The following is a 24,503-nucleotide window of genomic DNA, read 5'->3' as shown; positions in this document are numbered from 1 at the left end:
TTACTTCGCGTCACACTAGGAGGCTCAGGACACCCGAAATCCGGTGTCGCAGGGCACGACGCGCATCGCGGGGGACGATGTGCCCATTCCCCGGCGCCGAACGGCTTTACGTAGAATAGGGACCATGACTCCCGCCGTTGACACCGCCGCTGCCCGTGCCCGCCTCCTTGAATTGATCAAAGAACTAGCGGTGGTCCGCGGCAAGGTGATCCTTTCCAGCGGCGCCGAGGCGGACTACTACATCGACCTGCGGCGCATCACCCTGCACCACGAGGCCTCGAAGCTGGTTGGCCAGGTCATGTTGTCCATGATCGACGACGCCGGAATTGCCGTTGAGTGCGCCGGTGGCCTGACGATGGGGGCAGACCCGGTCGGCACCGCGGTCATGCACGCTGCTGCTGATGCTGGCCGTGCCGTTGACGCCTTCGTGGTACGCAAGGCGCAGAAGTCCTACGGCATGGGCCGGCAGGTGGAAGGCCCTTCGGTCGAAGGCCGCAACGTCGTGGTCCTCGAGGACACGTCCACCACCGGAGGCTCGGCCCTGACCGCCGTCGAGGGCGTCCGCAAAGCCGGTGGCAACGTGGTGGCCGTGGCCGTGATCGTGGACCGCAACACTGGTGCCAAGGAAAAGATCGAAGCCGAAACCGGCGTCCCATACCTCTTCGCCTTCGGCAAAGACGAACTCGGCCTCGACTAACCTCGGGCGGGACTGAAGGGGACCGTGTGACCGTCAGCCCAAGCGCTTAAGCTGGCTGGGTGGACTTTCAGGCGGGGAAATTCCCTCGTAAGCAGCGCTGGCAGGACCCGGGCTCCCCAGCCCAGGTTCTTCGCCATGCCGCTGAACTGAAGAGTTTTTCCCGTAGGACCTTCTTGATCGGCGCTGGCGCTTCCTCGGCCCTCGCGGCGGACATGCTGTTTACCCGCCAGGTCCAGGCCGAGCGCCGGACCACCAAGATCCTCCCTGTTGGGGATGGCTTCGCGGAGTCCTCTTACCCCAACTCGAGTTGGATTCTTTTTCCCGGCTACAAGACCAGCTGGGAAGAAGCGCAATGGATCCTCAATTCCCTCCGTGGTTCGTTGCGGCAGCGAGGCCAGCTGGCCGCCGTCGGGTACTCCAACCTGGGGTTGGACGTCGCTGAGGTGGCGGACGCCGTCGTCAGCTACATCAATGAGCGGAAACTGAACACGGTCTACTTCTATGGCCACAGCTTCGGCGGGATGCTGGCCACTGAAGTGGCCGCGCTCCTGCGTGAACGGAACGACGTCGGCGTCAAGCTGATCCTGTTGGATTCTTCGCCGTTCAGCAAATACGACATCCTCGACCAAAGCTGGTTCGACGGCGTGGTGTTCTTGTACGAGAGTGGCTTCCAGGTTCCGTCGGTCATTCGCGGCGGTTACGAACTGGGCGAGCGAGTGGTGAACAAACATGAACGCACGTGGGGGCAGATCTGGGACCAGACCCTCGAGCAGCTATCGCCGATCGCTCCGTCGAGTGTCCTGATCCAGGGCGAATCGGACTACATCTACCACTTCGATGGCACCCGGTTTACGGACAGGCTGGGGGATACGCGCATGGCTTTCATCGGAAATCCCCGCGATGACACCGTGAACTACGAGACTGCCCGGGCAGGGTGGGCCAAGACGTTCCCGCTCAACATGGCTTCCGCGGGACGCAGGACCGACGGCGCCCGCCCCGCCCACGCGAGTCCGCAGTGGAACCCTTTTGTCTACAATCCGATCATCGAGGATCTGCAGAACGAGCTTTTCCCCTTGCCCAGGGCCGGCTCGCGGGTGGTCATCAGCTGACCAGCCTTGGCTACCCCCGCCGCAGTCCGTCCAACTCTGCACCGCTGAGGCCGGCGTCGTGCAGGTAGTCCGCCGCATTGCCGAACTCGCGGGCGAACCGGTCCAGGAAGTACTCCATGGCAGCCTCGGGGGATTGCAGCAGCATGAGCGAGGGACTGAACGCCCCCTCCGGTACCTCGGGGACGGCCAACCGCCACGCTGCCGCCATGGTCTCCAGCATCAGGGGCAGAGCTTCAGTGCTGGCAGCGTAGTCCGCCACAACGGAGGCGCGGTCGGCGCCCGTCGCGAGGAGCGCCAGGGCTGATACGACGCCGGTGCGGTCCTTGCCGAGGGAGCAGTGGATGAGCGTCCGCTTGCCTTGGGCGGCCGGACGCAGGGATTCCGCGACCCAATCCGGGCGGGTGCGTACCCAGCCCAGGTAGAGCTCGCCAAGGTCTTCGGCTGTGTGGATCGTTTGGAGCCCGGCCGAGGCGACACGCGGATCGAGGGGGTTCTCCACGAGTTCCACCGCGCCGTTGGCTAGTTGCCACGGCACGATGGCGCGTTCGTACCCGCTGCGCAGATCCATGACCGTCCGGATGCCGTGCAATTCAAAGAAAGCGGCTGTCGCCGCGGTGTCCATGCCGAACGGCTGGCTGCCTCGGAGGATCCGGCCGCCGGCCAGGGAACGCAGGTTCAGCACAGCCATGGCATCAGCCTAAATCTGGCTTTTGAGATCCGCTACCGAGTTCAGGACCTGGTTCGGCCGGAACGGGAAAGCGGCGATGTCCTCGCGCTGGGTGATGCCGCTGAGCACCAAGACGGTGTGCAGCCCGGCTTCCATGCCCGCGATGATGTCGGTGTCCATGCGGTCACCGATCATGGCGGTGGTTTCCGAATGCGCGTCTATCTGGTTCATGGCCGAACGGAACATCATGGGGTTCGGCTTGCCCACAATGTAGGGCTCGCGGCCGGTCGCCTTGGAGATCAGCGCCGCGATGGCTCCGGTGGCGGGCATCGGGCCATCCTTCGACGGGCCGGTGGCATCCGGGTTGGTCGCAATGAAGCGGGCTCCGGCCAGGATCAGGCGTATGGCCATGGTGATGGCCTCAAAGGAGTAGGTGCGGGTTTCGCCGAGCACAACGAAGTCCGGGTTCTGGTCGGTGAGGATGAAGCCCGCCTCGTGGAGCGCCGTCGTGAGCCCTGCCTCACCGATGGTGTAGGCGCGGTTGCCGGAATCCGAGCCGCGCACCTGGTCCTTCAGGAACTGTGCCGTGGCCAGCGCCGATGTCCAGATGTTCTCCTCCGGGATTTCCAGTCCGGAGGAACTCAACCGGGCAGCCAGGTCCCGCGGCGTGAAGATGGAGTTGTTGGTGAGGACGAGGAATCGCTTGGAGGTATCCACCCAGCGCTGGATCAGTTCGGCGGCTCCTGGGACCGCCTGGTTCTCGTGGACCAGGACACCGTCCATGTCCGTGAGCCAGCATTCGATCTCATGGCCGTTGCGGTAAATGGCTGAGCTTTTCGGGGCCTCGGTTGCGTTCTCCATGCTTTTCCTCCGCGTGTTGGCTGGTTCTCGTCCCAAGTCTTTCATCTTTCGGTCTCCGAGACACCCGAGCGCCCTGCGTTACGGTGCCCCGGGCTAGGGTTGAGGAGTGACTGACCGGCCCCAGAACCCAGCCCATACTGATACCGCCCTCGAGGGTGAGCCCGAAGCGAAGCCGGAGGTCGGCGTCGGGCCCTGGGAAGGCGATTGGCCGGAAGGCGAACACTGGGATCCGGACCTCCTGGCAGACGGCGACCGCCGCAACGTGGTGGACAAATACCGGTACTGGAAGCACGAGGCGATCGTGGCGGACCTGGACGCCCACCGGCACGATTTCCACATCGCCATCGAGAACTGGCAGCACGACCTGAACATCGGGACGGTGGTGCGCACAGCCAACGCGTTCCTCGCCAAAGAGGTCCACATCATCGGACGACGCCGGTGGAACCGCCGCGGAGCCATGGTCACCGACCGCTACCAGCACGTCCGCCACCACCCCACCGTTGAGGACTTCGTGGCGTGGGCGCAGGGGGAGGGGCTGGCCATCATCGGGATCGACATCTTCCCGGATTCCGTGCCGCTGGAAACCTACGACCTTCCGCGCAACTGCGTGCTCGTGTTCGGGCAGGAGGGCCCCGGCCTGACGCCCGAGGTGCACGAAGCCGCCGTCGCGACCCTGTCGATCGAGCAGTACGGTTCCACGCGGTCCATGAACGCGGCGTCGGCTGCGGCAATCGCGATGCACGCCTGGATACGGCGCCACAACTTCGGGCAGCTCGTGTCCTAAGAGGGGCCCGGCGGCAAAGGGCGCAAGTGTTACCCGTCTCCGTGACCGGAAACACTGTGCCTGATTCGAAGTCGCTAGGATGGTGCCTAGCCGTATAGGTCTACTCCAGGGTCAACAAAACCCACAGACGAAAATCAGCATAGGAGTCAGCATGCCCATCGCAACCCCAGAGATTTACTCCGAGATGATCGACCGCGCGAAGGCCGGTGGATACGCGTTCCCGGCAGTGAACGTCACCTCGTCGCAGACCCTGAACGCCGCCATCCGCGGCTTTGCCGAGGCCGAGTCGGACGGCATCATCCAGGTCTCCACCGGTGGCGCGGCTTACTGGTCCGGCGCATCAGTCAAGGACATGGTTGCCGGCTCCCTGGGCTTCGCGGCTTTCGCCCGCGAGGTCGCGAAGAACTACAACGTGAACATCGCCCTTCACACCGACCACTGCCCGCAGGACAAGCTGGCTGATTTCGTTCTTCCGCTGCTGGCCGCTTCCGAGGAAGCCGTCAAGGCCGGCAAGGACCCCATCTTCAACTCGCACATGTGGGACGGCTCGCACGAGACTCTTTCCGAGAACCTGCGCATCGGCCGCGAACTCCTGGAACGCGCGGCTGCAGCCAAGATCATCCTCGAGGTTGAAATCGGCACGGTCGGCGGCGAGGAAGACGGCGTCGAGAACGAGATCAACGAGAAGCTCTACACCACTACCGAAGACGCCCTCGCCACCATCGAGGCACTCGGTGCGGGTGAGAACGGCCGCTACCTGACCGCCCTCACCTTCGGCAACGTCCACGGCGTGTACAAGCCGGGCAACGTCAAGCTGCGCCCGGAACTGCTCAAGCAGATCCAGGCCGAAGTCGGTGCCAAGATCGGCAAGGAAAACCCGTTCGACCTCGTCTTCCACGGCGGCTCCGGCTCCACCGAGCAGGAAATCGCCGACGCCGTTTCCTACGGCGTCATCAAGATGAACATCGACACCGACACCCAGTACGCGTTCACCCGACCGGTTGCCGGACACATGTTCTCCAACTACGACGGCGTCCTGAAGGTCGACGGCGAAATGGGCAACAAAAAGACGTACGACCCCCGCGTCTGGGGAGCCTCCGCCGAGGCCGGCATGGCTGCCCGCATCGTGGAAGCCGCAAAGCAGCTCGGTTCGGTAGGTAAGACCTTCTAATGTCCGACGAATTCCGCAAGAACCTGATGGGCCCGGAGCCGACGCTCCTGCCGGCCGAGACCGAGGTGTACCAGCACCTTGCCTTGGGGCAGGAGGCCCTGGACCTCGTAGCCAAGTACCCCACGTCTTCGTTGCTGTGGGCGATCCTGGCCGAGGAAGCCTGGGACGACGGCCGGACTATCGATTCCTACGCGTATTCCCGTGTGGGGTACCACCGTGGACTGGATTCGCTGCGCCGCAACGGTTGGCGCGGCGTCGGGCCCATCCCGTGGGAGCACGAGCCCAACAGGGGATTCCTGCGCGCTCTCTACTCGCTCGGCCGGGCATCCGCAGCCATTGGCGAAGCCGAGGAACCGGAGCGGATCGAGAAGTTCCTGAATGACTCCGATCCCGCCGCGAAGGCAGCGATCGAAGGCTAACAACAGCTGAGAAGACGACGACGGCGGCCGCTCACCGGAAGGTGGGCGGCCGCCGTCGCGCTTTCCCCGCCCAACTAATATGTAGTTCGTTCTGTCAATGTGCAGGAGGAAGCGGTCCCGGGTTGTGAGCCTGGGACCGCTTCCTTGATGTGGGCGGTGGGCTGTTTTTGCCGTGGGTCCGCATCTTTGTGGCCGGGGTGTCTGGCGGGGGCTCAGCGTGTCGTTGGCGACGGCGTGGTCAGACTAATATGCGCGGATTGGTTACCGCAGGACGAGGTGTTCGGCTGGAGCATTTCGCTTCTCTAAGGTCGAGCGTGGCCGTTTTGCGGTTACTCATAGTTGGGACGCGAGTTCGCTCCACGCGCTGCGGGAAGCACCGGTGCAGACATCCCGGACGTGTCAGGGCCTGTGATGGTCGGCGGTGGCCTGTGCTTCGCTGGCCAGCGACCAGCACCAGCCGGCCAGTTCCCGTGCGATCGCGACATTGGCGATGACGGGCCGCTTCCGGCGTTCCGGATAGAGGAGCCAGCGCTCGTGCAGGCGACGGTTGCCAGCCTGTGCCCGGGCCCGGGCCGCGGGGGTGGCTGCCTCCCAACGGGAACGCAACGATGCCGAGGGGTGGTCGTAGGGTCTGCGGTGGTGCCAGGCCGCCTCGACCAGGAGCCGGCGTGCATGGGAGTTTCCGGTCTTCGTGATCCCGCCCTGGGAGCGGTGCTGGCCGGAGGAGTTCTCGGTGGGCACCAGCCCGAGGTAGGCGCCGATGGTGCGGCCGGTGAAGCGGTTCCAGTCCCCGATCTCCACCGCCAGGCCGAACGCGGTCAGGGTGGAGACGCCGCGCAGACATTCGAGTGCCCTCACCACGGAGGTGTACGGGCTCTCGTAGGCGATCTTTGTGATCTCTTTGTCGAGACGCTCGCGCCGGTCCAGGGTCTCGGCGACTGCCTCGACTGCAAGGTCGTAGCTCAGTTGCAGGGCCGGGGAATCGAAGCGCTGGCGGTAGAGCCAGGCCATGTGGGCCTGGCTCCAGGTCGACCCGCCGGTGTAATGGATGCCTTGGCGCAACAGCAGCTTGGAGACGCGGTGCCGGGCGCGCATCAGGTCCCCGCGGGTGTCTTCCCGGGCCCGGACCAGATCCCTTGCCGCTTCCTGCCCCGGATCCGGGACGATGACCTCGGTGATCTGGTCCAGTTTCAGCAGCCGGGCCAGGTGCAGGGCATCGTTTCGGTCCGTTTTCACCCGGTCCCCGGAGGGGCGCTGGAGCTTGGACGGGGCCGCGACCACGCAATCAACACCGGCCGCCCGCAACGCCCTGGCCAGCACAAAGCCGGTGGGCCCGGCCTCGTAAACCACCCGGGACGGGCCCGGGAGCGCCTGGACCCAGGCCAGGATTTCGCCGTGGTCCGGCGTGAGCCGGGTCCGGAACATCTCGCCCGTTTCGCCATCGATCGCGCAGGCGACGACCGTGAGGGCGTGGACATCCAAGCCCACGTGAGTACGCTCGTGCATAGCTGGAACCTCCAAACTTCAAATGTGGCTCTGCCCCAATGGATCAAGTCTGGGGACAACCCACGTCAACTTGAAGAGAAGGTTCCAGCCCCGGCCCACACTCCAGGGTCCTTCTGATAGCGGCCATCACCGCCGGGATGCAGGATCCGGACCGTCCGCCCCACAAGCCGGAACAAACCACATCAAGCCGGCGGCCCGGATCCGCCCGGCGAAAATGGACTCCAGAAGGACCCAGAGGCAACCCCGCTAGACCGCTCCTCCCCTCATATCTCTAACTCGCACTTAATGTCGTTATGAGGCGTCTAAACGACGTTAACTGCGAGCCAGTTGGGATTGCGGGAGGGTCCTAGCCGACGGGCGTGAGGCCTGTCCGGGCCATGGCCTCGGCGTAGGCGCCGTGGATGACGTCCAGGTACTCCTGCTGGCGGACGGGGGAGCCGGCAAAGGAACGTCCGCCAAGCGAGCGGACCTTGAACGTCTTGAAGCCGCGGCGGTGGATGCTCTGCGGAGCCGCCTTCACGAGCTGGTCTGCCAAGCGGTGGGCTTCATTGCCGTGGGCTACCAGCACAGAGGTGCGCGGCACAATCGCCAACAAGCGCAGGAGCGGCTTGAGGCCTTCGGTGATGTTGGCGGGAGTCAGCTTGCCCGGCTCTCCGTCCGGTTCGATCCAGGGGTACACGTTCCACGGCATCATGAGTTCCGGACGCAAGCCCAGCTGCCATTGCATGCCCAGCAGACGGGTGGCGGCGTCCTCGTCACCCGGGACAATGAAGCCCGAGCCCTCCGTGGTGCGGGTGTTGGAGAAAAGGCTGATGATGCGGCACTCGTCAACGCTGTGGACGGGGTCTACGTAGAGGACTTCGCTGCCCGGCTTCTGTTCTTTGAGGGAATCGCAAAGCCCCGTGACCTCGGCGATGTGGGGTTCGAAACGTCGGTTCCAGAGTTGCTCTTCGAGTGAATCAGTCGCCAGGTCTTGCATATGGGCTTTGGTCTCCTACAGGTAGCGAGGCGCACTTGTCCGGCCGGGAACGGTTGGACGCGACCGGTCGGGTTGGGTGCTGTGTTGGGGGCTGGTTAACTGTACCGGAACGGCGGCGACCTGTGGGGTGAATCGGGACTTCGTAGGTGCGTTAACTGAAAAGGCGCCGTCTCGATGGCTCGAGACGGCGCCTTTTCCGATACGCCGGCTACTGCTTGTTGTCGTTCTGGTCGTCGTTTTCCTTGGTGCGGGAAACCACCGTACCGTTCGATTCGTTCAGGATGAGCTTGATGTCCCGCCCATTCTCAAAGTTGAACATCGCGTTGATGGATCCGGCTTTGGCGTCTGCCGACGAGTCGCCGATCTGGCCCGTGTGCCAGTTGTCCTCGATGAAGCGAAGGATGGAAGCCTGGTCCGTCTGGGTGTGGTCCACGAAGTTCTTCTTTGCGAAGGGTGAGACCACCACGAGCGGCTGGCGGGGGCCGGGGCCGCAGCGGTCGGCATAGCCTCGGGCCATAGGCACACCCTTGTTGTACGCGTTCAGGCACCACGCGGCGTCGTCCGTGGTGTTCGAGGAGTTCTTCACAGCAGCGGCAACGTGGTCATACCAACCGTCCGAGTCATCGTAAGCAAGGATGACGGCGGTGTTTTCCCAGTTCTTCGAGTTCTGGATGGCGTTGACCTGCTGCGTGATGAACTTCTGCTCGTCCAGGGGATCGGAGTAGCCTGCGTGGCCGTCCTGGTAGTTTCCCGCCTTCAGGAAGGACACGGCGGGCATGTTGTCGGAATTGACTACCTTGGCGAAGTCCGTGGTGTCGTACTGGTGGTTCGCCTGTCCGTTGCGCCCGATCTCATCCACGCTGGCGGGGGCAAGGTGGTGCGGGATGGACGTTGACTTGTAGTACTGGAACGGCTGGTGGTGCGGGTTGTAGTCCGTCACCTTGGCGCCTGCAATGTTGGTGTGGGTGGTCATGCAAGCTGCCGGAGTAGCGTCCGTTGCCGCCGTCGTGGGAGCAAAACCGCCCTGGAACCAGCCCCAGCTGACTCCCTTGTCATTGAGTAGGTCGCCGATGTTCTTGCCCTGCATGGCGGCGAGGTTGTGCGTGGTCGCATGGCTCTTGTTGGAGCAGTCGTCGTAGACCGGATCCGGGTCTTCCGTCATGGTGCCCACGCCGTTGGCGTCAGGGAACTTGACCGTGTAGTCGCTGCTTGCGGGCTTGACTGGCTGGCCGGTGGCAGTGAACTCCGTGACGCCGTGGGTCTGGCCGGACACCAGGTTGAGTGCGCCGGGTGTGGACGGGCCGAAGACGGTGCTGAAGTGGGAGTCGCTCATGGCGAAGTTCTGCGCGTAGTTCCAGATCCCGGTGACCGTGTTGCCGTCGTAGTAGTCCATGGTGAGTCCAGGCCGGCCGAACTGGCCGCCCGAGCAGGTATCCATGCTGGTGTTCTCGACGAATTTGTTCATCAGGCCACCGTTGTAGGCCTTCTGCTCCGCCGTGTACTCGTGGTCCTGGTCGCACGTGACTGCCTGGGCAGGCGTCAGACGCTCGGGCTGGGCCGAGTTGGGGTTGTTAGGCGCCAGCAGCTTGTCGTGGGCGAGGGTGGCGATGTTCTTCGGGGTGCTCTTGGCTCCAGTGAACGTCGGAGCGGCTGCGCCGCTGCCTTGCTGGGTTTCGCCAGCCGTGTTTGCTGCTTGCGGGTACGTCGCGAAGTAATGGTCAAAGGAGACGTTCTCGCCGAAAATCACCACAACGTGCTTGATGGGGGTCGCGGTTCCATTGTGGTCGTCGCTGGCCGAGGCCGGCGTCATGCCGAACCCGATCATGCCGGCAGCGATCGTGGATGCTGCGAGTGCGCTCACTCCTGCCGTTGACAGGAGACGCCTGTTGCGAAAATTCATTGATTTCCCTTCAGATTCACGGGCGGTACCCGCCCAACTAACTCGCATTTGTTGTCGTTTAGACGGCTCATAACGACAACAAATGCGAGTTAGTTGGGTGTGTTGGGGGTAAGGATTCACAAAGAATGTAGCCGCTCGACTGAGGCCCGACGGCCGATTTGGACGTTCAATGGGGACTGTTTGGAAAGAGTTCACATTCTGCTCACAGGGAACTTCGAAGGAGCCCGTCACTGTTTGCATCTCGCTCTCCGGACGTGTGACACCGAGACCGCGGGGCGTATCGGCTAAACTTGGCTGGTAAGAGCCCCGGAACTCTTGCTGATCCCGCCGGTGAACTTTTGCGAAAGTCTGCGGGCAGGACCGAAAAGATTCGGGGCGTTCTCATGTACGGCGCTGAGCCTTGGTGATCCCGCCAGGACCGGCCCGAAAGAATGGGGAGGATCCCATGCCCGCTATCGTGATCGTCGGAGCCCAGTGGGGCGACGAAGGCAAAGGCAAAGCAACCGACCTGCTCGGTGGCCGCGTTGACTACGTGGTCAAGCCCAACGGCGGCAACAACGCCGGGCACACCGTGGTGGTCGGCGGTGAGAAGTATGAGCTCAAGCTCCTTCCTGCCGGTATTCTGAGCCCCAACGCAATTCCGATCATCGGCAACGGCTGTGTGGTGAACCTCGAGGCGCTGTTCCAGGAGATCGACGGACTGGAAGCCCGTGGCGCGGACACTTCCCGTTTGCGCATCTCTGCCAATGCCCACCTCGTGGCGCCGTACCACCAGGTGTTGGACAAGGTCACCGAGCGCTTCCTTGGCAGCCGCGCCATCGGCACCACCGGTAGAGGGATTGGCCCGGCCTACATGGACAAGGTTGCCCGCCTGGGTATACGCGTCCAGGACGTCTTCGACGAATCGATCCTCCGCCAGAAGGTGGAGGGCTCGCTGCGCCAGAAGAACGAGCTCCTGGTCAAGGTCTACAACCGCCGTAACGTGGTGGTGGACGAGATCGTGGAGTACTTCCTGTCCTATGCCGAACGCCTGCGGCCCCTGGTCATTGACAGCACCCTGGTCCTCAACAATGCGCTGGACGAGGGCAAAGTGGTCCTCATGGAAGGCGGCCAGGCCACGTTCCTGGACGTCGACCACGGCACCTACCCGTTCGTGACCTCCTCCAACCCGACTGCCGGCGGCGCGTCCGTCGGCTCGGGCATCGGACCCACCCGGATATCGCGCTCCATCGGCATCATCAAGGCCTACACCACCCGTGTTGGCGCCGGTCCGTTCCCCACTGAGCTCTTTGATGAGATGGGGATGTACCTGCAGAAGACCGGTGGCGAGTTCGGCGTCAACACAGGCCGTCCGCGCCGCTGCGGTTGGTACGACGCCGTCCTGGCCCGCCACGCGTCCCGCGTCAATGGCTTCACGGACTACTTCGTCACCAAGCTGGACGTGCTGACCGGCATCGAGCAGATCCCCGTCTGCGTGGCCTACGACGTCGACGGCGTCCGCCACGACGAAATGCCGATGACCCAGACCGAGTTCCACCACGCAGTGCCGATCTTCGAGTACTTCGATGGCTGGACCGAGGACATCACGGGCGCCAAGACCCTGGAAGACCTCCCCGAGAACGCCCGCAACTACGTGCTGGCCCTTGAGAAGCTCTCCGGCACGCGATTCTCCGCGATCGGCGTCGGCCCGGACCGCGACCAGACGATCGTGGTGCACGACCTCATCGAGGACTAGTCACCAAAGCTGAATGACGACGACGGCGGGCCGCCCTTTCCGGGCGGGTCGCCGTCGTCGTTTTGGCGCCTGGAAGCCCGGAAAATACCCTCCAGAAAAAACTTTCGGAATCCGCGTAACCCTTTGGGGTGCCCCGACGATTACCCCTTTGAAAGGCCGAGCTGAAATTTGTCCCCCATCAGGTTTCAGCTCGGCCCTTTTCATGTCTGAAGGGTCTCGTGGACGTGCACAGACCGGGAGAGGCGAGCCTCCGGAACTGAAAGATGGTCCTTGGGCATCGTGGGAGCAACGGTTAAGCTAGGTGAGGTTGTCCGGCCGTGCGGCGTTTCGGCGGCAACGAGGATCTCGCTTAATCCGGACATTTGTTCCCCAACGAAAGCCACGCTTCTGTGACCGACGCTTTGACTGACGCGGCCTTGCGCGCCCTGCGGGGCCGGGAGACTGAACTGTTCAGCGCCGTCTACCAAGCCTTCGCGGGCCAGGTGCTCGGCTATATGACAGCAAAAGGCGTCTCGGATCCGGAAGCTGTGACACAGGACGTCTTTCTTGCCGTCCTGCCACGGGTTGAGACCATCACCGGTGGCGTCAGTGGCCTGCGGACATTTGTGTTTTCGGTAGCCCATGCCCGGATGGTGGATGATCACCGTCGGCAAAGCAGGGCGCCGGAGCACCACGAGTTTGAACCTGAGCGTGACACGCGCCAGTCGAGTTCGGCGGAAGCCGAAGCGATGGAGCGTGTGGCGCCGAGCGAAGTCATGGCGCTGTTGGATGTCCTTAGTGAAGATCAGCGGGAAGTCTTGACGCTTCGTATCGTTGCCGGCCTGACGGTGGACCAGGCCGCCGAAATCATGGGGAAAAGCCAAGGCGCAGTCAAGCAACTGCAACGCCGGGCATTGAATTCACTCCGCGAGCACTCGGTAGTAAAGGAATACGTGGCCCCATGATGCGTTGGGATTGCAAGGACATTGACCGTGACGCGATCATCCGCGAGCTCATGCTTGAAGCTGGAATGACGGATGCCTCCGAATTCGCGGATTCTTTGAAAGCACTGGAATCGTTCGCGTCCGTGCCCGCGCCGGTCCCCGGCCCCGCGCTTGCCGCGATGCTGGCTGGTACCGCTGCGGCAGTTGGCCCCGTCGACGAACTCGGCAAGCGTCGTCGGCTGCGCAAACACCGACCTGCGGTCATTGGTGCCGCCGTCCTGACCGCAATGGGCCTGGGCATCGGGGGCGTGGCGGCCTCGAGTTCCGGATTTAGCAAAGGAACTCCTGATTTCATGCAGTCGCTCATCTCGGGCTGGGCGCCGGGCTGGACCACAGCTCCGCCATCGTTGGTGCCCGCAGCCCCCGCCGGCGATTCCCCGAAGGTCACGACGCACCCGGCACCCGTTGATCTGCCTGCTCCTGCGGTGCGCTGCCCGCCCGGCCAGCCGCCGTCGTTGTTTGTTTTGCTTCTCAGTTACCGTTCAAAGGAAGTAAGGTGAGTGTCCGGATGGAGTGGCCCGGCTTCCTCTACGGCTTCTACGAGCGCAAGCTGCTCCGATCGCTCAAGCAGGACAAGATTCCCCGGCACATCGGTGTGATGGTGGACGGCAATCGCCGGTGGGCGCGGCAATTCAACGCTCCCACCAGCGAAGGCCACCAAGCAGGAGCGGACAAAATCCACGAGTTCCTGGGGTGGTGCCAGGAGCTGGGAGTCAAGGTTGTCACGCTGTACATGCTGTCAACGGACAACATGAACCGCTCCGGCGAAGAACTTGAACTCTTGATGGGCATCATCGCCAACACCCTGGATCGCCTGGATGAGGACGCTGATATCTCAGTCCACGCCATGGGTGCGCCCGAGCTCCTCCCGGGCTATCTCGCCGAGCGGCTCAACAAACTCACGGCCCGCACTCCGATCCGCGAGCGGCTGCACGTTAACGTGGCGGTCGGGTACGGCGGGCGGCGCGAGATCGTCGACGCCGTCCGGGAGCTGCTGCACGACGCCGTCGCGCACGGCCGCGACATCAGCGAGCTCGCCGACGAACTCTCAGTGGACGACATCTCACGCTTCCTCTATACCCGCGGCCAGCCTGACCCCGATCTCGTGATCCGCACATCAGGTGAGCAGCGCTTGTCCGGGTTCCTCATGTGGCAAAGCGCCTACAGCGAGTTCTATTTTTGCGAGGCACTTTGGCCCGCGTTCCGCAAGATCGATTTCCTCCGGGCCCTGCGGGACTACGCGGGCCGCCAGCGCCGCTTCGGTTCCTGACACGGTTTCTTCTCAGTGCGCTTCCGTTTACGGGAAGTTCACATCTTGTCTACAAGAATCGCCGTCTGAGCTAACCGGAAATGTAATGGCTCGGGAATACGTTAATCCCATCAGTAGGCAAACCGCCTGCTGATCGGGGAGGCCAGTAGATGGAGCGAATCATCGCACCAGTTACGTGGGGGCCGCGCCCGGCCTTCCGGCCGAGCCGCCTCACGAATAAGCCGGGTACGCCCGGGGCTGGAGTCGATGTGGCTATTTCTGAGCAACTGCCCGTAATCGTTTCCGACGGGGAAAGTTCAGCTACCTCTCGCACCAAGCGGGCCAAAAGCGGTGGGACTGAGACGTCCAAAACCCCTACTGGCCGAAGCTATGTGATTGACACTTCCGTGTTGCTTTCCGATCCGCACGCCCTGTTGCGCTTCGCAGAGCACGAAGTCATTGTCCCGATCGTGGTCATCACTGAATTGGAAGGGAAACGCCACGATCCCGAGTTGGGCTACTTCGCCCGCAAGGCGCTCAGGCTCCTGGATGACCTGCGCATTGAGCATGGCGGGTTGAATCAACCCATCCCAATAGGATCTGACGGCGGTACTCTGCGTGTCGAGATGAACCACGTCTCCACCGAAGTCCTGCCTGCAGGATTCCGTGGGGCCGACAACGACAGCCGCATTCTGGCCGTCGCCAAGAATCTCGCCAACGAGGGCCGCAACGTCACGGTTGTTTCCAAAGACCTACCCATGCGCGTCAAAGCCTCCGCCATGGGGCTTTTGGCGGACGAGTACCGCAACGAACTCGTCAAGGACTCCGGGTGGACCGGCATCGCAGAGATCGAGGCCAGCGAGGACGAAATCACCACCCTCTACGGCCACGAACCGGTCTTCATCCCGGCCGCAGCCGAACTGCCGGTCAACACCGGCCTGGTGCTGCTCTCGAACCGGGGCTCGGCCTTGGGACGCGTTGGCGCAGACAAGCAGGTACGCCTGGTCAAGGGTGACCGTGATGTTTTCGGACTCCACGGCCGCTCGGCGGAGCAGCGGCTTGCCATTGATCTGCTCATGGATGCCAGCGTCGGAATCGTCTCGATCGGCGGCCGGGCGGGCACTGGAAAGTCGGCCCTGGCCCTGTGTGCCGGGCTCGAAGCAGTCCTGGAACGCCGCGAACACCGCAAAGTGATCGTTTTCCGGCCGCTGTACGCGGTGGGTGGACAGGAACTCGGCTACCTGCCGGGTTCCGAGGCAGAGAAGATGAACCCCTGGGCGCAGGCGGTCTTCGACACCCTCGGTGCACTCGTCAGCCAGGAAGTCGTGGAAGAAGTCATGGACCGGGGCATGCTCGAAGTCATGCCCCTGACCCACATCCGCGGACGCTCCCTCCACGACGCCTTCGTGATCGTGGACGAAGCCCAGTCGCTCGAAAAGAACGTGCTCCTCACCGTGATGAGCCGCATCGGACAGAACTCCAAGATCGTCCTGACTCACGACGTCGCACAGCGGGACAATCTCCGGGTCGGCCGGCACGACGGCGTTGCCGCCGTCGTCGAGACACTCAAGGGCCACCCGCTGTTCGGCCACATCACCCTGACCCGCTCCGAGCGATCGCCGATAGCCGCGCTCGTGACGGAACTGCTCGAAGGGGCTGAAATCTAAGGTCCCACCGTCGCGGAGGGCTGTGGCCGGGTTCGCCGGGCCACAGCCCTCCGCCGTCGCTTAGCGCGTAGATCCCTTCCCAAAGCTCGCAAGCTCGCTTCGGGGCCCTCGGGACGACGTTTCGGCGCATAAGGACCCGCTCCGGTCGCTGAGTGACCTCCGGTGTCCGATGCACCGCGATGCACGCCTCTGCGAAACCGCGTCCAGGCGTGTGCGTCTGTCACCGACGCTCGCTCACTTATGTCGTGTTTCCTGCCGACGCCCGCTCACTTATGTCGTGTTTCCTGCCGGCGCCCGCTCACAAACCTAGGAACTTGGCTGCGGCTTCGTGGCCCTCGACCTTTAGCTCCCAATCCGGTCGAATAAACGCTTCCGGGGTGAGCCGGACTCTCTGGATGTTTCGGACGTTGGTACCCCAGACGTCGCGATAGACGCCGTTGGGTTCATAGCCGAGGCTGGCGGAGACGCCTAGGGATTGCTTGTTCCATGTGGCAGCTTCGGATGTTGCCATCTCTGCGTTCAGGTAGTCGAAGGAGTAACTCAGGGCGGCTGCACGCATCTCCTTGCCGAGGCCTTGGCCTTGCGCGCCTTTCTTGAGCCAGGAGCCGGTGGAAACAGTCCTTAGCGATGGGAAGTTCTTCGCCTCCACGTCCTGACAGCCAATGAACTCGTTGTTGCGCCAGATGCCGAGCAGGAGCGTCCATGATTCCGGGGTCATTCCTGCACGGCAGCGCCAGTACCAGCGCGCCATGTTGGCGCCTAACTCGTCCCCGGGCAGTTCCGTCCAAGGGTTGCCGAAGGGCGCCTTCCCGGGTTCGTGAATTCCGCTGAGGGCCGCAGTGACCGCTGCAGGGATGTCAGCGTCCTGGATGGGTCGCAGTTCCAAGCGGGGTGTGGTCAAGGTGAGACCGAAAAGGGGCCAGATGGTGGTTAGCTCGTTCATCCGGGAAGCCTAGTGCGGACAGGTCAAGATAGGTGAGCGAGCGTTGGGTGGGAGGGGTTGATAGGTGAGCGAGCGTTGGGTGGGAGGGGTTGATAGGTGAGCGAGCGTTCTCGCCTAAGCTGGCAGGGTTCGCCCGTCCGCTCTCAGGCGCGGGGGCCGATGTCCCAGCTGATGTGCTTCCGGACATCTGTGAGGTTCATCGATTCGGCGAGGAACAGATCGTCCAGCATGTACTCGTCCACCCCCAGGATCCGCATCCAATGCCCTTGACCGGTGGTATCGTCGTCGAGCGATTGGCTCGAAACGCACACGCCCGTTCCCGAGTCCACCCGCAAGAGGGTGCGTCCGGGAAAACAGAGCGGCTTGGCGGCATCCGACGCGACATAACTGTGTCCCGGGGTCGCGATCGTTTCGAGGGCCGGTCGTCCCTCGTGATCGACTTCCTGGATGGGGCCGAGCGACACTCGGTTGGATTCGGGAAATTCCATGGGAACCGGTGCGTTCCCCGCGAGTTCAACGGGATCCAGGGCGGCAGCCAGCCGTCCATTGCCGAAGGACGGCTCACCGTATGCCGCCTCCGGGCGTCGGCGGACCAAGCCGCCGGAGTCATAAACGGGGGTCACCAAATGGGCCGGCAAGAGCCAGGACTTGCGCTTGGAACCAAGGTAAAGCCCGTCGCGGGAGTCGTTAATGCCCGTAGTGCTATGCAGCAGCGTGCCATCGATGGTTTCGAGCCGAAGCGCTCCCGGCCGACGCAACCAGGCGCGTACTGTGTCCCCTGTGTTTCCCGGCCGGTCCAGGTATTCGAACCTCAGGCTGGTCCATTTCCACGGGGAGGAACGGCAGAGGTTTCGGAAGATCGAGGACATGTCGGCGTCCGGATTGCCTTGGATATCTGCACTGTAGCGCCCCATATCCACAGTCTAAGGGTGCGTGACCGGCGCGCGTTTCAGAAACCCGATAGCATCCGAGGGTGATCCGACGACTCGGCGAATTGTGGGGGACCAGTTTCCCGGCCTTCTGGCTGCTTCTCGCAGCATGTGTGTACTTTGCGATCATGGCTGCCCGCCTCACAGTCATTGATGTCCGTCACCACTTGCTGCCCAACCGAATCGTGTTCCCCTCCTACGCCATCGCGGGAGTGTTGTTGCTCGGCGCAGCGATCGCCGTCGCCGTAGGCGGAGCGGCTGGAACCCTCTCCGGCGGCCAGGCCGGAAACGTGCCCGACGGCGGTGCCTCCTTCCTGGGTGTGCCCGCCCTGGGAATTGTGGCCGGGGGAGTTGTGCTGTGGCTTTTCTACTTCATCCTGCGTTTGGTGTATCCGCCGGGGATGGGCTTCGGTGACGTCAAACTGGCCGGAGTCCTAGGCCTGTACCTTGGCTACCTGGGTTGGGCGCATGTCTTTGCGGGAACGTTTGCTGCGTTCCTCTTCGGCGGCCTGTGGAGCCTTGGGCTCTTGATCGCCCGGCGCGGGACGCTTAAGTCAGCAATACCCTTCGGGCCCTTCATGCTGGCCGGTGCGGCGGCGGCGATGCTTGCCCTGCCGGCCTGAGGACGGCCGTCCCAGGTGACGCGAAAGGCGCCCGCCCGAACAGCCCCGCCCGCTGTCATTCGCGCTTCGCCAATGGGATACTCGCCCTACTGGCGGATCCGATCCGGAAGCGGAGGCGATGCTCTTGCTGGTGATAACTGTTTCAACGAAAGCGGGCTAAGGCAGTGGCGGTTCCGGAATTCATCCTCCAAATCCGCGAGAAGATCGGCAATGATCCCCTGTGGCTGCCTGGCGTGCGGGGCGTGGTTTTGGACGACGAGAACCGGGTCCTTCTGTGCCAGCGGGCCGACAACGGCCGTTGGACCTTGATTACGGGGATGCTGGAACCAGGTGAGCACCCGGCGCCGGGATTGATCCGGGAGATCTTCGAAGAGACTGCCGTGGTGGCCGAAACCGAGCGCATCCTGGCGGTGGGCGTGATCGGCCCGGTCACGTATCCCAACGGGGACGTCTGCGACTTCCTGGATATTGCCTTCAAATGCCGCTACGTCTCCGGCGAGGCCCGCGTCAACGACGACGAATCGATCGCCGTCGGCTGGTTTGCCTTGGACGAGTTGCCTGACATCAGTGCTGGCCACCGCGAAACCATCAGGCTCGCGCTGGAACCGGGCACCGCCGTCGCGTATCAGCGCGACTGACGGGCCGCGAGGGGCGCCGCACCCCCGAAGATTGCGGCGCCCCTATGGGCCAGATTGGCGGGGCGGCTGGTCGGCGGGTCGGCTGGTCGGACGTTCGGCCCGATGGACATGCCCGGCTTTGCATCCGTCCCCTGGGCATATTCCCCATATGTCCACTGGTCCGAGCCAAGGCCGGGCATGTCCTGGCCTCAGCGCCGGGCGAGCTCGCCGTCGTTGTCGCCGACCGGGCCGGACTCCGGCTCAACGTTACCGTCAACGGTCCCCTCGGCGGACGCTCCGAGCCGTTCGGCTTCGAGGCGTTCCGCCTCCTCGCCCCCAACAGCCTCGCCCCGGGCCACCATGCCGGCAGTATCGGAGAGCGGGATCTGCTTGAGGGTGATGGCGAGCAGGAGCGCGACGGCGATGAACGGGATCAGGTACCAGAACACCGGTGCCAGCGAATCGGCATAGGCGTTGACGATAGCGTCCTTGACCTGGACCGGCAGTTGGGCCAAGGTCTGCGGATCAAGCTTGCTGGTGGACTGTGCAGCTTGTGCAGCGGAAGCGCCTGCGCCTGTGAAGGCTTTGGTGAGGGATTCAGCCAGCCGGGTGGTGAAGATCGAGCCGAAGACAGCGACGCCCAACGAAGCTCCGACTTCGCGGAAGTAGTTGTTGGTGCTCGTGGCCGTGCCGATCTGTTCCGCTGGAACCGCGTTCTGCACCACCAGGACAATGACCTGCATGATCAAGCCCAGGCCAGCCCCGAAGATGAACAACTGGATGCAGATGACCCAGATCGGAGTCGCCGCGGTGAGCGTGGTGAGCCACAGCATGGCAACGATCGTGAGGCTCGCTCCTAGGATCGGGAACATCTTGTACTTGCCGGTCTTGGAGATGCGGATGCCGGAATAAATCGAAGTACCCATGAGTCCCACCATCATCGGCAGCATAAGCAGGCCGGAGACGGCGGCTGAAGTGCCGGAGGACATTTGCAGGAACGTCGGCACGAAGGCGATGGCGGCGAACATGCCCAGGCCCAGGGTGAAGCCGATGGCCGTTGCGTTGATGAAGATCCGGTTCTTGAACAGGCTCAGCGGAATGATGGGGTCCTCGGCCTTGCGCTCCACGAGAACGAAGAGGAACGCGGCGAGCACCATACCGGCGCCGAAAGCCCAGGTGAGCGGCGAATCCCAGCCCTGGTCCTTCTTGCCGCCGAAGTCAGTGAAGAAGATCAGGCAGGCGGTCGCTGCGGAAAGCAGCAGCACGCCCAGGATATCGATGCGCTTTTCGGCCTTCTTGTTCGGCAGGGTGAGCGTGAACCAGGCGATGGCAAACGCCGCGATACCGACCGGGATGTTGATGTAGAAGGCCCACTCCCACGTCAAGTGGTCCACGAAGAAACCGCCCAGGAGCGGGCCTGCAACGGCGGAGAGGCCGAAGATGGCGCCCAAGGGACCCATGTACTTGCCGCGTTCCTTGGCCGGCACGATGTCGGCGATGATGGCCTGGGACAGGATCATGAGGCCGCCGCCGCCCAGGCCCTGGATGGCGCGGAAGATCACGAAGCCCCAAAAATCGGTGGCGAAGGCACAACCGATCGAAGCAGCCGTGAACAAACCGATGGCGATCAGGAAGAGATTGCGCCGGCCCAGGATGTCACCGAACTTGCCATAGATCGGCATGACGATGGTGGTGGCCAGCAGATAGGCGGTGGTGATCCAGGCCTGGTTCTCCACGCCGCCGAGTTTGCCGACGATGGTGGGCATGGCCGTGGACACGATGGTCTGGTCCAGGCTGGAGAGCAGCATTCCCGCGATGAGCGACGAGAAAATGATCCAGATCCTTCTCTGGGTCAAGAGCAGCGGTGTAGCCGCTTTGGTCTTGAGAGTGGTACTCACGATTGGTCCTTTTGGGGTTCGACGGGGTTGGTGTCCAGCGGCTGGGCGAAGAGCGCTCGTGCCGCGTTGAGGTTCTGATCCAACAATTCGCGGTAGGGCCGGGAGTTCTCTTCGGAAAAGAACTGTTGGCTTGTCTTCTTGGTGACCGCGCCGAAGACCGCGGCGGCCATGATGATCTCGGGGTGGTCTGCGGTGAGGCCTTCGCGTGCGGCGATGAGTTCGGCGAACTGGCGCTCGCGGACTTCCCCTTCACGCGTCAACCGGCCCAGGAGCTGGGGCTCGGCGGTGACGGCAGCGATGAGCTGCCGGATCTCGGACGGGCTGACTGTGGACCGCTCAAGGACTGCCAGGGTGAACTGGCGCAGGGCGGACAGCAACGAGTTGGAGATGGAACCGGCCGAGGGGGCCGGGTTGCGGCTGAAGGCCTCCAGCGCCACTCCGGGAAGTTCGTCGGAGAACGAGCCGATCACCGCATCTTCCTTGGTATGGAAGTAGTTGAAGAACGTCCTCCGCGATATCCCGGCCTGTTCGCACGCCTCCTCGACGGTGAAACCGTTGAGGCCGCGCTGGGCCGTCAGGGACCGTGCGACGGCGGTGATCGCCGCGCGGGTCTGAGCGCGCTTGCGCTCCCGTAAGCCGCCGTCGATAGTTGCACTATTTTCCACAAAGTAAAGTTTTGCACGTTTCTATAAAAAGTGCAACAATACTTTGGGGCGGAACCAACGACGGCGGCCGGCACCCTCCGTGGGGAAGATGCCGGCCGCCGTCGGGCAAGCTAGTTGGACTAGGTGGAGGCTAGGCCTTGTGGGCCGGCCGGGTCATGGTGGTGACGTCGAGAGCCTTGTCCAGCTGCTCCTCGGTCAGTTCGCCACGCTCAAGGTAGCCGAGGGAGACCACGGCTTCACGGATGGTGAGGCCTTCGGCAACAGCCTTCTTGGCGATCTTTGCCGCTGCTTCGTAACCGATGAACTTGTTCAGCGGGGTCACGATGGACGGAGACGCCTCTGCCAGGAAGCGGGCGCGCTCAACGTTGGCGGTGATGCCGTCGATCATCTTGTCGGCCATCACTCGGCTGGTGTTGGCCAGCAAACGGATGGATTCGAGCAGGTTGGCGGCCATCACTGGGATGCCGACGTTGAGCTCGAACGCGCCGTTGGTGCCGGACCAAGCGATAGCGGTGTCGTTGCCGATGACCTGCGCGCAGACCATGATCGAGGCTTCGCAGATGACCGGGTTGACCTTGCCGGGCATGATCGACGAGCCCGGCTGGAGGTCCGGGATGGAGATTTCACCGAGTCCCGTGTTGGGGCCGGAGCCCATCCAGCGGAGGTCGTTGTTGATCTTCATGAAGGAGATCGCGATGTTCCGCAGCTGGCTGGAGCCTTCGATGAGGCCGTCGCGGTTGGCTTGTGCCTCGAAGTGGTCACGGGCTTCGGTGAGCGGCAGGCCGGTGTCGGCGGCGAGGAGCTCGATGACGCGCTCCGGGAAGCCTTCCGGTGTGTTGATGCCGGTGCCGACGGCGGTCCCGCCCAAGGGGACCTCGGCAACGCGGGGGAGGGCGGCGTTGATGCGCTCGATGCCGTAACGGACCTGCGCGGCGTAGCCACCGAACTCCTGGCCCAAGGTGACGGGGGTGGCATCCATGAGGTGCGTACGGCCGGACTTGACGACGTCCTTGAACTCCACGGCCTTGCGGTCCAGGGAAGCAGCCAGGTATTCGAGGGCCGGGATCAAATCGTTGATCAGCGCCGATGTCGCGGCGACGTGGACGGACGTCGGGAAGACGTCGTTGGAGGACTGGGAGGCGTTGACGTGGTCGTTCGGGTGGACAACTTTGTCACTTCCGGCGGAGGCGAGGGCGCGCGTTGCCAGTTCCGCGATGACCTCGTTGGTGTTCATGTTGGACGACGTGCCCGAACCGGTCTGGAAGACGTCGATGGGGAAGTCGCCGTCGTACTTTCCGGCGGCAACCTCATCGGCAGCGTTGGCAATCGCCCCGGCGAGCTCCCCATCGAGCACTCCCAGCTCAGCGTTCGCAAGGGCCGCGGCCTTCTTGACGCGGGCCAGGGCCTCGATGTGTGCGCGCTCAAGCGTCTTGCCGGAGATCGGGAAGTTCTCCACGGCGCGTTGCGTCTGGGCGCGGTACAAGGCATTCACCGGAACGCGAACTTCGCCCATCGTGTCATGTTCAATACGGAACTCGGCCGTGTTGGATTCTTGAGTGGAAGTCATGGGGCTAGCTTATGGCGAGCAACCGCTTGACCGAAAACCGGTGGTGCAAAGCTACGGCCGTTGTTTGCCGCCCGATCGACGGCGTTGCAGGGCCTGGCCTAAAGCTTACCGATGCCGGAAACCAGCGCCGCGCGGCCTTCGTCCAGTTTGTAGGAAAGCCCGACGACGGCGGCGCGGCCGTCGTCTATCGCGGCGGAAATCACACGGGAACTGTCCGCCAACCGACGGGCCGTTTGCTTGACGTGCTCCACCACCATGTCGTTGACGTCTGTCTGCTCGTTGCGCATTGCGGTCAGGACGGACGGCGTGATGCGCTCCACCAGCGAGCGGATGAACCCGACCGGCATCTCGCCCGTCTCCACGGCGTTCTTGGTTGCCTTCACTGCTCCACAGCTGTCGTGGCCAAGGATCACGATGAGGGGGACGTGAAGTTCGGAAATGCTGTATTCAAGCGAACCAAGGACGGCGTCGTCGATCACCTGACCGGCGGTGCGGACCACGAAGGCATCGCCAAGTCCGAGGTCGAAAATGATCTCAGCGGCGAGGCGGGAATCCGAGCAGCCGAAAATCACGGCGAAGGGATGCTGGTCTTCAACAAGGGAGTTCCGGCGCGAGGCGTCCTGGTTGGGGTGCATGGACTCGCCGGCGACAAAACGTTCATTTCCTTCGCGCAAACGGCGCCAGGCAAGTGCAGGAGTCAGGTAGGTGGCCACGGCGCTACTTTACGGCTTGGAGGTTGCAGGTTGTGAAACTGTTTCGCCAGGCTTCATGGTTGCGTCCGGGGAAGCTGCCGGAGCTGCGTCCACTGCCTTCACCACGGCCGTGGCTAGGGCGGAGAACTCGTCCAGTCCTGCGCTGCCACTCAGGATGATCGTGGTGCCGCGGTAGTTCAGGACCATGCTGCGGTTACCCTTGCCCGTGTCATGGAGCTCCCAGTCGTGGCCGCCTGCGTTACGCGTGCCAGTGAACGGGGCGCTGCCGGTCTGCTGGAATGTCCACGTGGGATTGGCCTTGCGGGTCTGGACAATTCCGATGAACGCTTGCTTGGGAGTGAGGTACCCGACCTCCCAAGTGGGCACGCCGTTGCCCGTCCCGGATACCCAACGGGCGTAGTTTGGACTAAATGTGTCGCCGGTATCGGGCGCGACGGGTGTGAAACCCGCCACATCTTTGGCGTTGGCGGCGGTTGCTGCCACATTGACGTTGGGCCGGTAGCCGTTGCTCTTCGGAGCCGGGTTCATGAGCACGATCGGCAGGAATGCCACCACGCAGAGTAGCAACGCGATGAGCATGCCGATCACCGAAGCGTTGGCGCGTTTGGCTGCTTTCGCCGGGATGACGGGCTTGACAATCGGTTGGCTGGCGTCGTCGGTGCCGGCTGGGTTGGTGCCCCCGTTGTCCGAAGGGACGGCGGCAATTGCTTTGTCCTGCGTATCACTCACGCTTCAATAGTCCCTTATCCAAGCGGCTAATACACATCGGGCAATCCGCGCAAGGGGTGTTCCGAGAGTCGGTCATCCCATGACCCGTCTGC

The 24,503-nt window shown here is 63.3% G+C and carries 24 protein-coding genes; 12 read left to right on the top strand and 12 right to left on the bottom strand.

Going from position 1 to position 24,503, the window contains the following annotated elements; translation table 11 throughout:
• Nucleotides 1–124 precede the first annotated feature (124 nt).
• Both pyrE and OW521_RS06065 read left to right on the top strand, forming a co-directional pair.
• The gene (pyrE, locus tag OW521_RS06070) at nucleotides 125–697 is read left to right on the top strand and encodes an orotate phosphoribosyltransferase (protein ID WP_268023778.1); all 573 of its coding nucleotides are present in this window, start codon (nucleotides 125–127) and stop codon (nucleotides 695–697) included.
• 59 nt (nucleotides 698–756) lie between these two features.
• Nucleotides 757–1,806, top strand: coding sequence for an alpha/beta fold hydrolase (locus OW521_RS06065; RefSeq protein ID WP_268023776.1), 1,050 nt, complete (start codon nucleotides 757–759; stop codon nucleotides 1,804–1,806).
• Between the two features lie 10 nt (nucleotides 1,807–1,816).
• On the opposite strand, the gene OW521_RS06060 is transcribed toward OW521_RS06065, so the two are convergent.
• Together OW521_RS06060 and OW521_RS06055 are read right to left on the bottom strand one after the other, a co-directional pair.
• Complete coding sequence (locus OW521_RS06060; RefSeq protein WP_268023774.1) at nucleotides 1,817–2,494, bottom strand: tyrosine-protein phosphatase; 678 nt, start codon at nucleotides 2,492–2,494, stop codon at nucleotides 1,817–1,819.
• 9 nt (nucleotides 2,495–2,503) lie between these two features.
• Nucleotides 2,504–3,334: an HAD-IIA family hydrolase gene (locus tag OW521_RS06055; RefSeq protein ID WP_268023772.1), complete on the bottom strand. Its 831-nt coding sequence runs from the start codon at nucleotides 3,332–3,334 to the stop codon at nucleotides 2,504–2,506.
• A gap of 106 nt (nucleotides 3,335–3,440) precedes the next feature.
• Between OW521_RS06055 and OW521_RS06050 the strand changes: the two genes are divergently transcribed.
• The 3 genes from OW521_RS06050 (at nucleotide 3,441) to OW521_RS06040 (ending at nucleotide 5,708) form a co-directional block, all read left to right on the top strand.
• Nucleotides 3,441–4,118, top strand: coding sequence for a TrmH family RNA methyltransferase (locus OW521_RS06050; RefSeq protein WP_268023770.1), 678 nt, complete (start codon nucleotides 3,441–3,443; stop codon nucleotides 4,116–4,118).
• A gap of 151 nt (nucleotides 4,119–4,269) precedes the next feature.
• Nucleotides 4,270–5,289 (top strand): class II fructose-bisphosphate aldolase, encoded by a 1,020-nt coding sequence (fbaA, locus tag OW521_RS06045; protein WP_268023768.1) that lies wholly within the window; start codon nucleotides 4,270–4,272, stop codon nucleotides 5,287–5,289.
• On the top strand, nucleotides 5,289–5,708 hold the full coding sequence (locus tag OW521_RS06040; protein WP_268023766.1) for a DUF3151 domain-containing protein: 420 nt from the start codon (nucleotides 5,289–5,291) through the stop codon (nucleotides 5,706–5,708). The genes fbaA and OW521_RS06040 overlap by 1 nt, the downstream gene beginning before the upstream one ends.
• Before the next feature lie 399 nt (nucleotides 5,709–6,107).
• On the opposite strand, the gene OW521_RS06035 is transcribed toward OW521_RS06040, so the two are convergent.
• The 3 genes from OW521_RS06035 to OW521_RS06025 form a co-directional block, all read right to left on the bottom strand.
• Complete coding sequence (locus tag OW521_RS06035; protein WP_268023764.1) at nucleotides 6,108–7,214, bottom strand: IS110 family transposase; 1,107 nt, start codon at nucleotides 7,212–7,214, stop codon at nucleotides 6,108–6,110.
• Nucleotides 7,215–7,560: 346 nt separating this feature from the next.
• Nucleotides 7,561–8,193, bottom strand: coding sequence for a uracil-DNA glycosylase (locus tag OW521_RS06030; protein ID WP_268023763.1), 633 nt, complete (start codon nucleotides 8,191–8,193; stop codon nucleotides 7,561–7,563).
• A 208-nt stretch (nucleotides 8,194–8,401) separates the two neighbouring features.
• Entirely contained in the window at nucleotides 8,402–10,093 is a 1,692-nt protein-coding gene (locus OW521_RS06025; RefSeq protein ID WP_268023762.1) for a phospholipase C, read from the bottom strand.
• 445 nt (nucleotides 10,094–10,538) lie between these two features.
• Here OW521_RS06025 and OW521_RS06020 point away from each other — a divergent pair, with 445 nt between their 5' ends.
• From OW521_RS06020 to OW521_RS06000, 5 genes are all read left to right on the top strand, one after another.
• On the top strand, nucleotides 10,539–11,828 hold the full coding sequence (locus OW521_RS06020; RefSeq protein WP_268023761.1) for an adenylosuccinate synthase: 1,290 nt from the start codon (nucleotides 10,539–10,541) through the stop codon (nucleotides 11,826–11,828).
• Between the two features lie 389 nt (nucleotides 11,829–12,217).
• Nucleotides 12,218–12,772: an RNA polymerase sigma factor gene (locus OW521_RS06015; RefSeq protein WP_268023760.1), complete on the top strand. Its 555-nt coding sequence runs from the start codon at nucleotides 12,218–12,220 to the stop codon at nucleotides 12,770–12,772.
• A complete protein-coding gene (locus tag OW521_RS06010; protein ID WP_268023759.1) occupies nucleotides 12,769–13,311 on the top strand; it encodes a hypothetical protein in 543 nt (180 codons plus the stop codon). Before OW521_RS06015 ends, OW521_RS06010 begins: the two co-directional genes overlap by 4 nt.
• Before the next feature lie 8 nt (nucleotides 13,312–13,319).
• On the top strand, nucleotides 13,320–14,081 hold the full coding sequence (locus OW521_RS06005) for an isoprenyl transferase (RefSeq protein WP_268025712.1): 762 nt from the start codon (nucleotides 13,320–13,322) through the stop codon (nucleotides 14,079–14,081).
• Between the two features lie 371 nt (nucleotides 14,082–14,452).
• Nucleotides 14,453–15,727: a PhoH family protein gene (locus OW521_RS06000; RefSeq protein WP_442781220.1), complete on the top strand. Its 1,275-nt coding sequence runs from the start codon at nucleotides 14,453–14,455 to the stop codon at nucleotides 15,725–15,727.
• 298 nt (nucleotides 15,728–16,025) lie between these two features.
• Here the strand turns inward: OW521_RS06000 and OW521_RS05995 are convergent, their stop codons facing one another.
• Nucleotides 16,026–16,670: a GNAT family N-acetyltransferase gene (locus OW521_RS05995; protein ID WP_268023757.1), complete on the bottom strand. Its 645-nt coding sequence runs from the start codon at nucleotides 16,668–16,670 to the stop codon at nucleotides 16,026–16,028.
• A gap of 143 nt (nucleotides 16,671–16,813) precedes the next feature.
• Nucleotides 16,814–17,584, bottom strand: a complete 771-nt coding sequence (locus OW521_RS05990) for a hypothetical protein (protein ID WP_268023756.1) — start codon at nucleotides 17,582–17,584, stop codon at nucleotides 16,814–16,816.
• Between the two features lie 59 nt (nucleotides 17,585–17,643).
• Here OW521_RS05990 and OW521_RS05985 point away from each other — a divergent pair, with 59 nt between their 5' ends.
• A complete protein-coding gene (locus tag OW521_RS05985) occupies nucleotides 17,644–18,222 on the top strand; it encodes a prepilin peptidase (protein ID WP_268023755.1) in 579 nt (192 codons plus the stop codon).
• Between the two features lie 164 nt (nucleotides 18,223–18,386).
• Nucleotides 18,387–18,860 (top strand): NUDIX hydrolase, encoded by a 474-nt coding sequence (locus tag OW521_RS05980; protein WP_268023754.1) that lies wholly within the window; start codon nucleotides 18,387–18,389, stop codon nucleotides 18,858–18,860.
• A 188-nt stretch (nucleotides 18,861–19,048) separates the two neighbouring features.
• Here OW521_RS05980 and OW521_RS05975 read toward each other — a convergent pair whose 3' ends face one another.
• The 5 genes from OW521_RS05975 to OW521_RS05955 form a co-directional block, all read right to left on the bottom strand.
• Entirely contained in the window at nucleotides 19,049–20,737 is a 1,689-nt protein-coding gene (locus tag OW521_RS05975; RefSeq protein ID WP_268023753.1) for an MDR family MFS transporter, read from the bottom strand.
• On the bottom strand, nucleotides 20,734–21,402 hold the full coding sequence (locus OW521_RS05970; protein ID WP_268023752.1) for a TetR/AcrR family transcriptional regulator: 669 nt from the start codon (nucleotides 21,400–21,402) through the stop codon (nucleotides 20,734–20,736). Before OW521_RS05970 ends, OW521_RS05975 begins: the two co-directional genes overlap by 4 nt.
• Before the next feature lie 130 nt (nucleotides 21,403–21,532).
• Nucleotides 21,533–22,969: a class II fumarate hydratase gene (locus tag OW521_RS05965; protein WP_268023751.1), complete on the bottom strand. Its 1,437-nt coding sequence runs from the start codon at nucleotides 22,967–22,969 to the stop codon at nucleotides 21,533–21,535.
• 98 nt (nucleotides 22,970–23,067) lie between these two features.
• On the bottom strand, nucleotides 23,068–23,682 hold the full coding sequence (locus OW521_RS05960) for a carbonic anhydrase (protein WP_268023750.1): 615 nt from the start codon (nucleotides 23,680–23,682) through the stop codon (nucleotides 23,068–23,070).
• Nucleotides 23,683–23,691: 9 nt separating this feature from the next.
• The gene (locus OW521_RS05955) at nucleotides 23,692–24,411 is read right to left on the bottom strand and encodes a DUF4245 domain-containing protein (protein ID WP_268023748.1); all 720 of its coding nucleotides are present in this window, start codon (nucleotides 24,409–24,411) and stop codon (nucleotides 23,692–23,694) included.
• Nucleotides 24,412–24,503 lie beyond the last annotated feature (92 nt).

The organism is Arthrobacter sp. MMS18-M83 (assembly GCF_026683955.1).
Taxonomy (GTDB): domain Bacteria; phylum Actinomycetota; class Actinomycetes; order Actinomycetales; family Micrococcaceae; genus Arthrobacter.
This window is presented reverse-complemented; position numbering and strand designations above follow the sequence as displayed.

Bases quoted from the DNA above. Each gene is read 5' to 3' on its own strand.
- pyrE (WP_268023778.1), top strand. From the start codon at position 125: ATGACTCCCGCCGTTGACACCGCCGCTGCCCGTGCCCGCCTCCTTGAA.
- OW521_RS06060 (WP_268023774.1), bottom strand. From the start codon at position 2,494: ATGGCTGTGCTGAACCTGCGTTCCCTGGCCGGCGGCCGGATCCTCCGA.
- OW521_RS06055 (WP_268023772.1), bottom strand. From the start codon at position 3,334: ATGGAGAACGCAACCGAGGCCCCGAAAAGCTCAGCCATTTACCGCAAC.
- fbaA (WP_268023768.1), top strand. From the start codon at position 4,270: ATGCCCATCGCAACCCCAGAGATTTACTCCGAGATGATCGACCGCGCG.
- OW521_RS06040 (WP_268023766.1), top strand. From the start codon at position 5,289: ATGTCCGACGAATTCCGCAAGAACCTGATGGGCCCGGAGCCGACGCTC.
- OW521_RS06035 (WP_268023764.1), bottom strand. From the start codon at position 7,214: ATGCACGAGCGTACTCACGTGGGCTTGGATGTCCACGCCCTCACGGTC.
- OW521_RS06030 (WP_268023763.1), bottom strand. From the start codon at position 8,193: ATGCAAGACCTGGCGACTGATTCACTCGAAGAGCAACTCTGGAACCGA.
- OW521_RS06025 (WP_268023762.1), bottom strand. From the start codon at position 10,093: ATGAATTTTCGCAACAGGCGTCTCCTGTCAACGGCAGGAGTGAGCGCA.
- OW521_RS06020 (WP_268023761.1), top strand. From the start codon at position 10,539: ATGCCCGCTATCGTGATCGTCGGAGCCCAGTGGGGCGACGAAGGCAAA.
- OW521_RS06010 (WP_268023759.1), top strand. From the start codon at position 12,769: ATGATGCGTTGGGATTGCAAGGACATTGACCGTGACGCGATCATCCGC.
- OW521_RS06005 (WP_268025712.1), top strand. From the start codon at position 13,320: ATGGAGTGGCCCGGCTTCCTCTACGGCTTCTACGAGCGCAAGCTGCTC.
- OW521_RS05995 (WP_268023757.1), bottom strand. From the start codon at position 16,670: ATGAACGAGCTAACCACCATCTGGCCCCTTTTCGGTCTCACCTTGACC.
- OW521_RS05990 (WP_268023756.1), bottom strand. From the start codon at position 17,584: ATGGGGCGCTACAGTGCAGATATCCAAGGCAATCCGGACGCCGACATG.
- OW521_RS05965 (WP_268023751.1), bottom strand. From the start codon at position 22,969: ATGACTTCCACTCAAGAATCCAACACGGCCGAGTTCCGTATTGAACAT.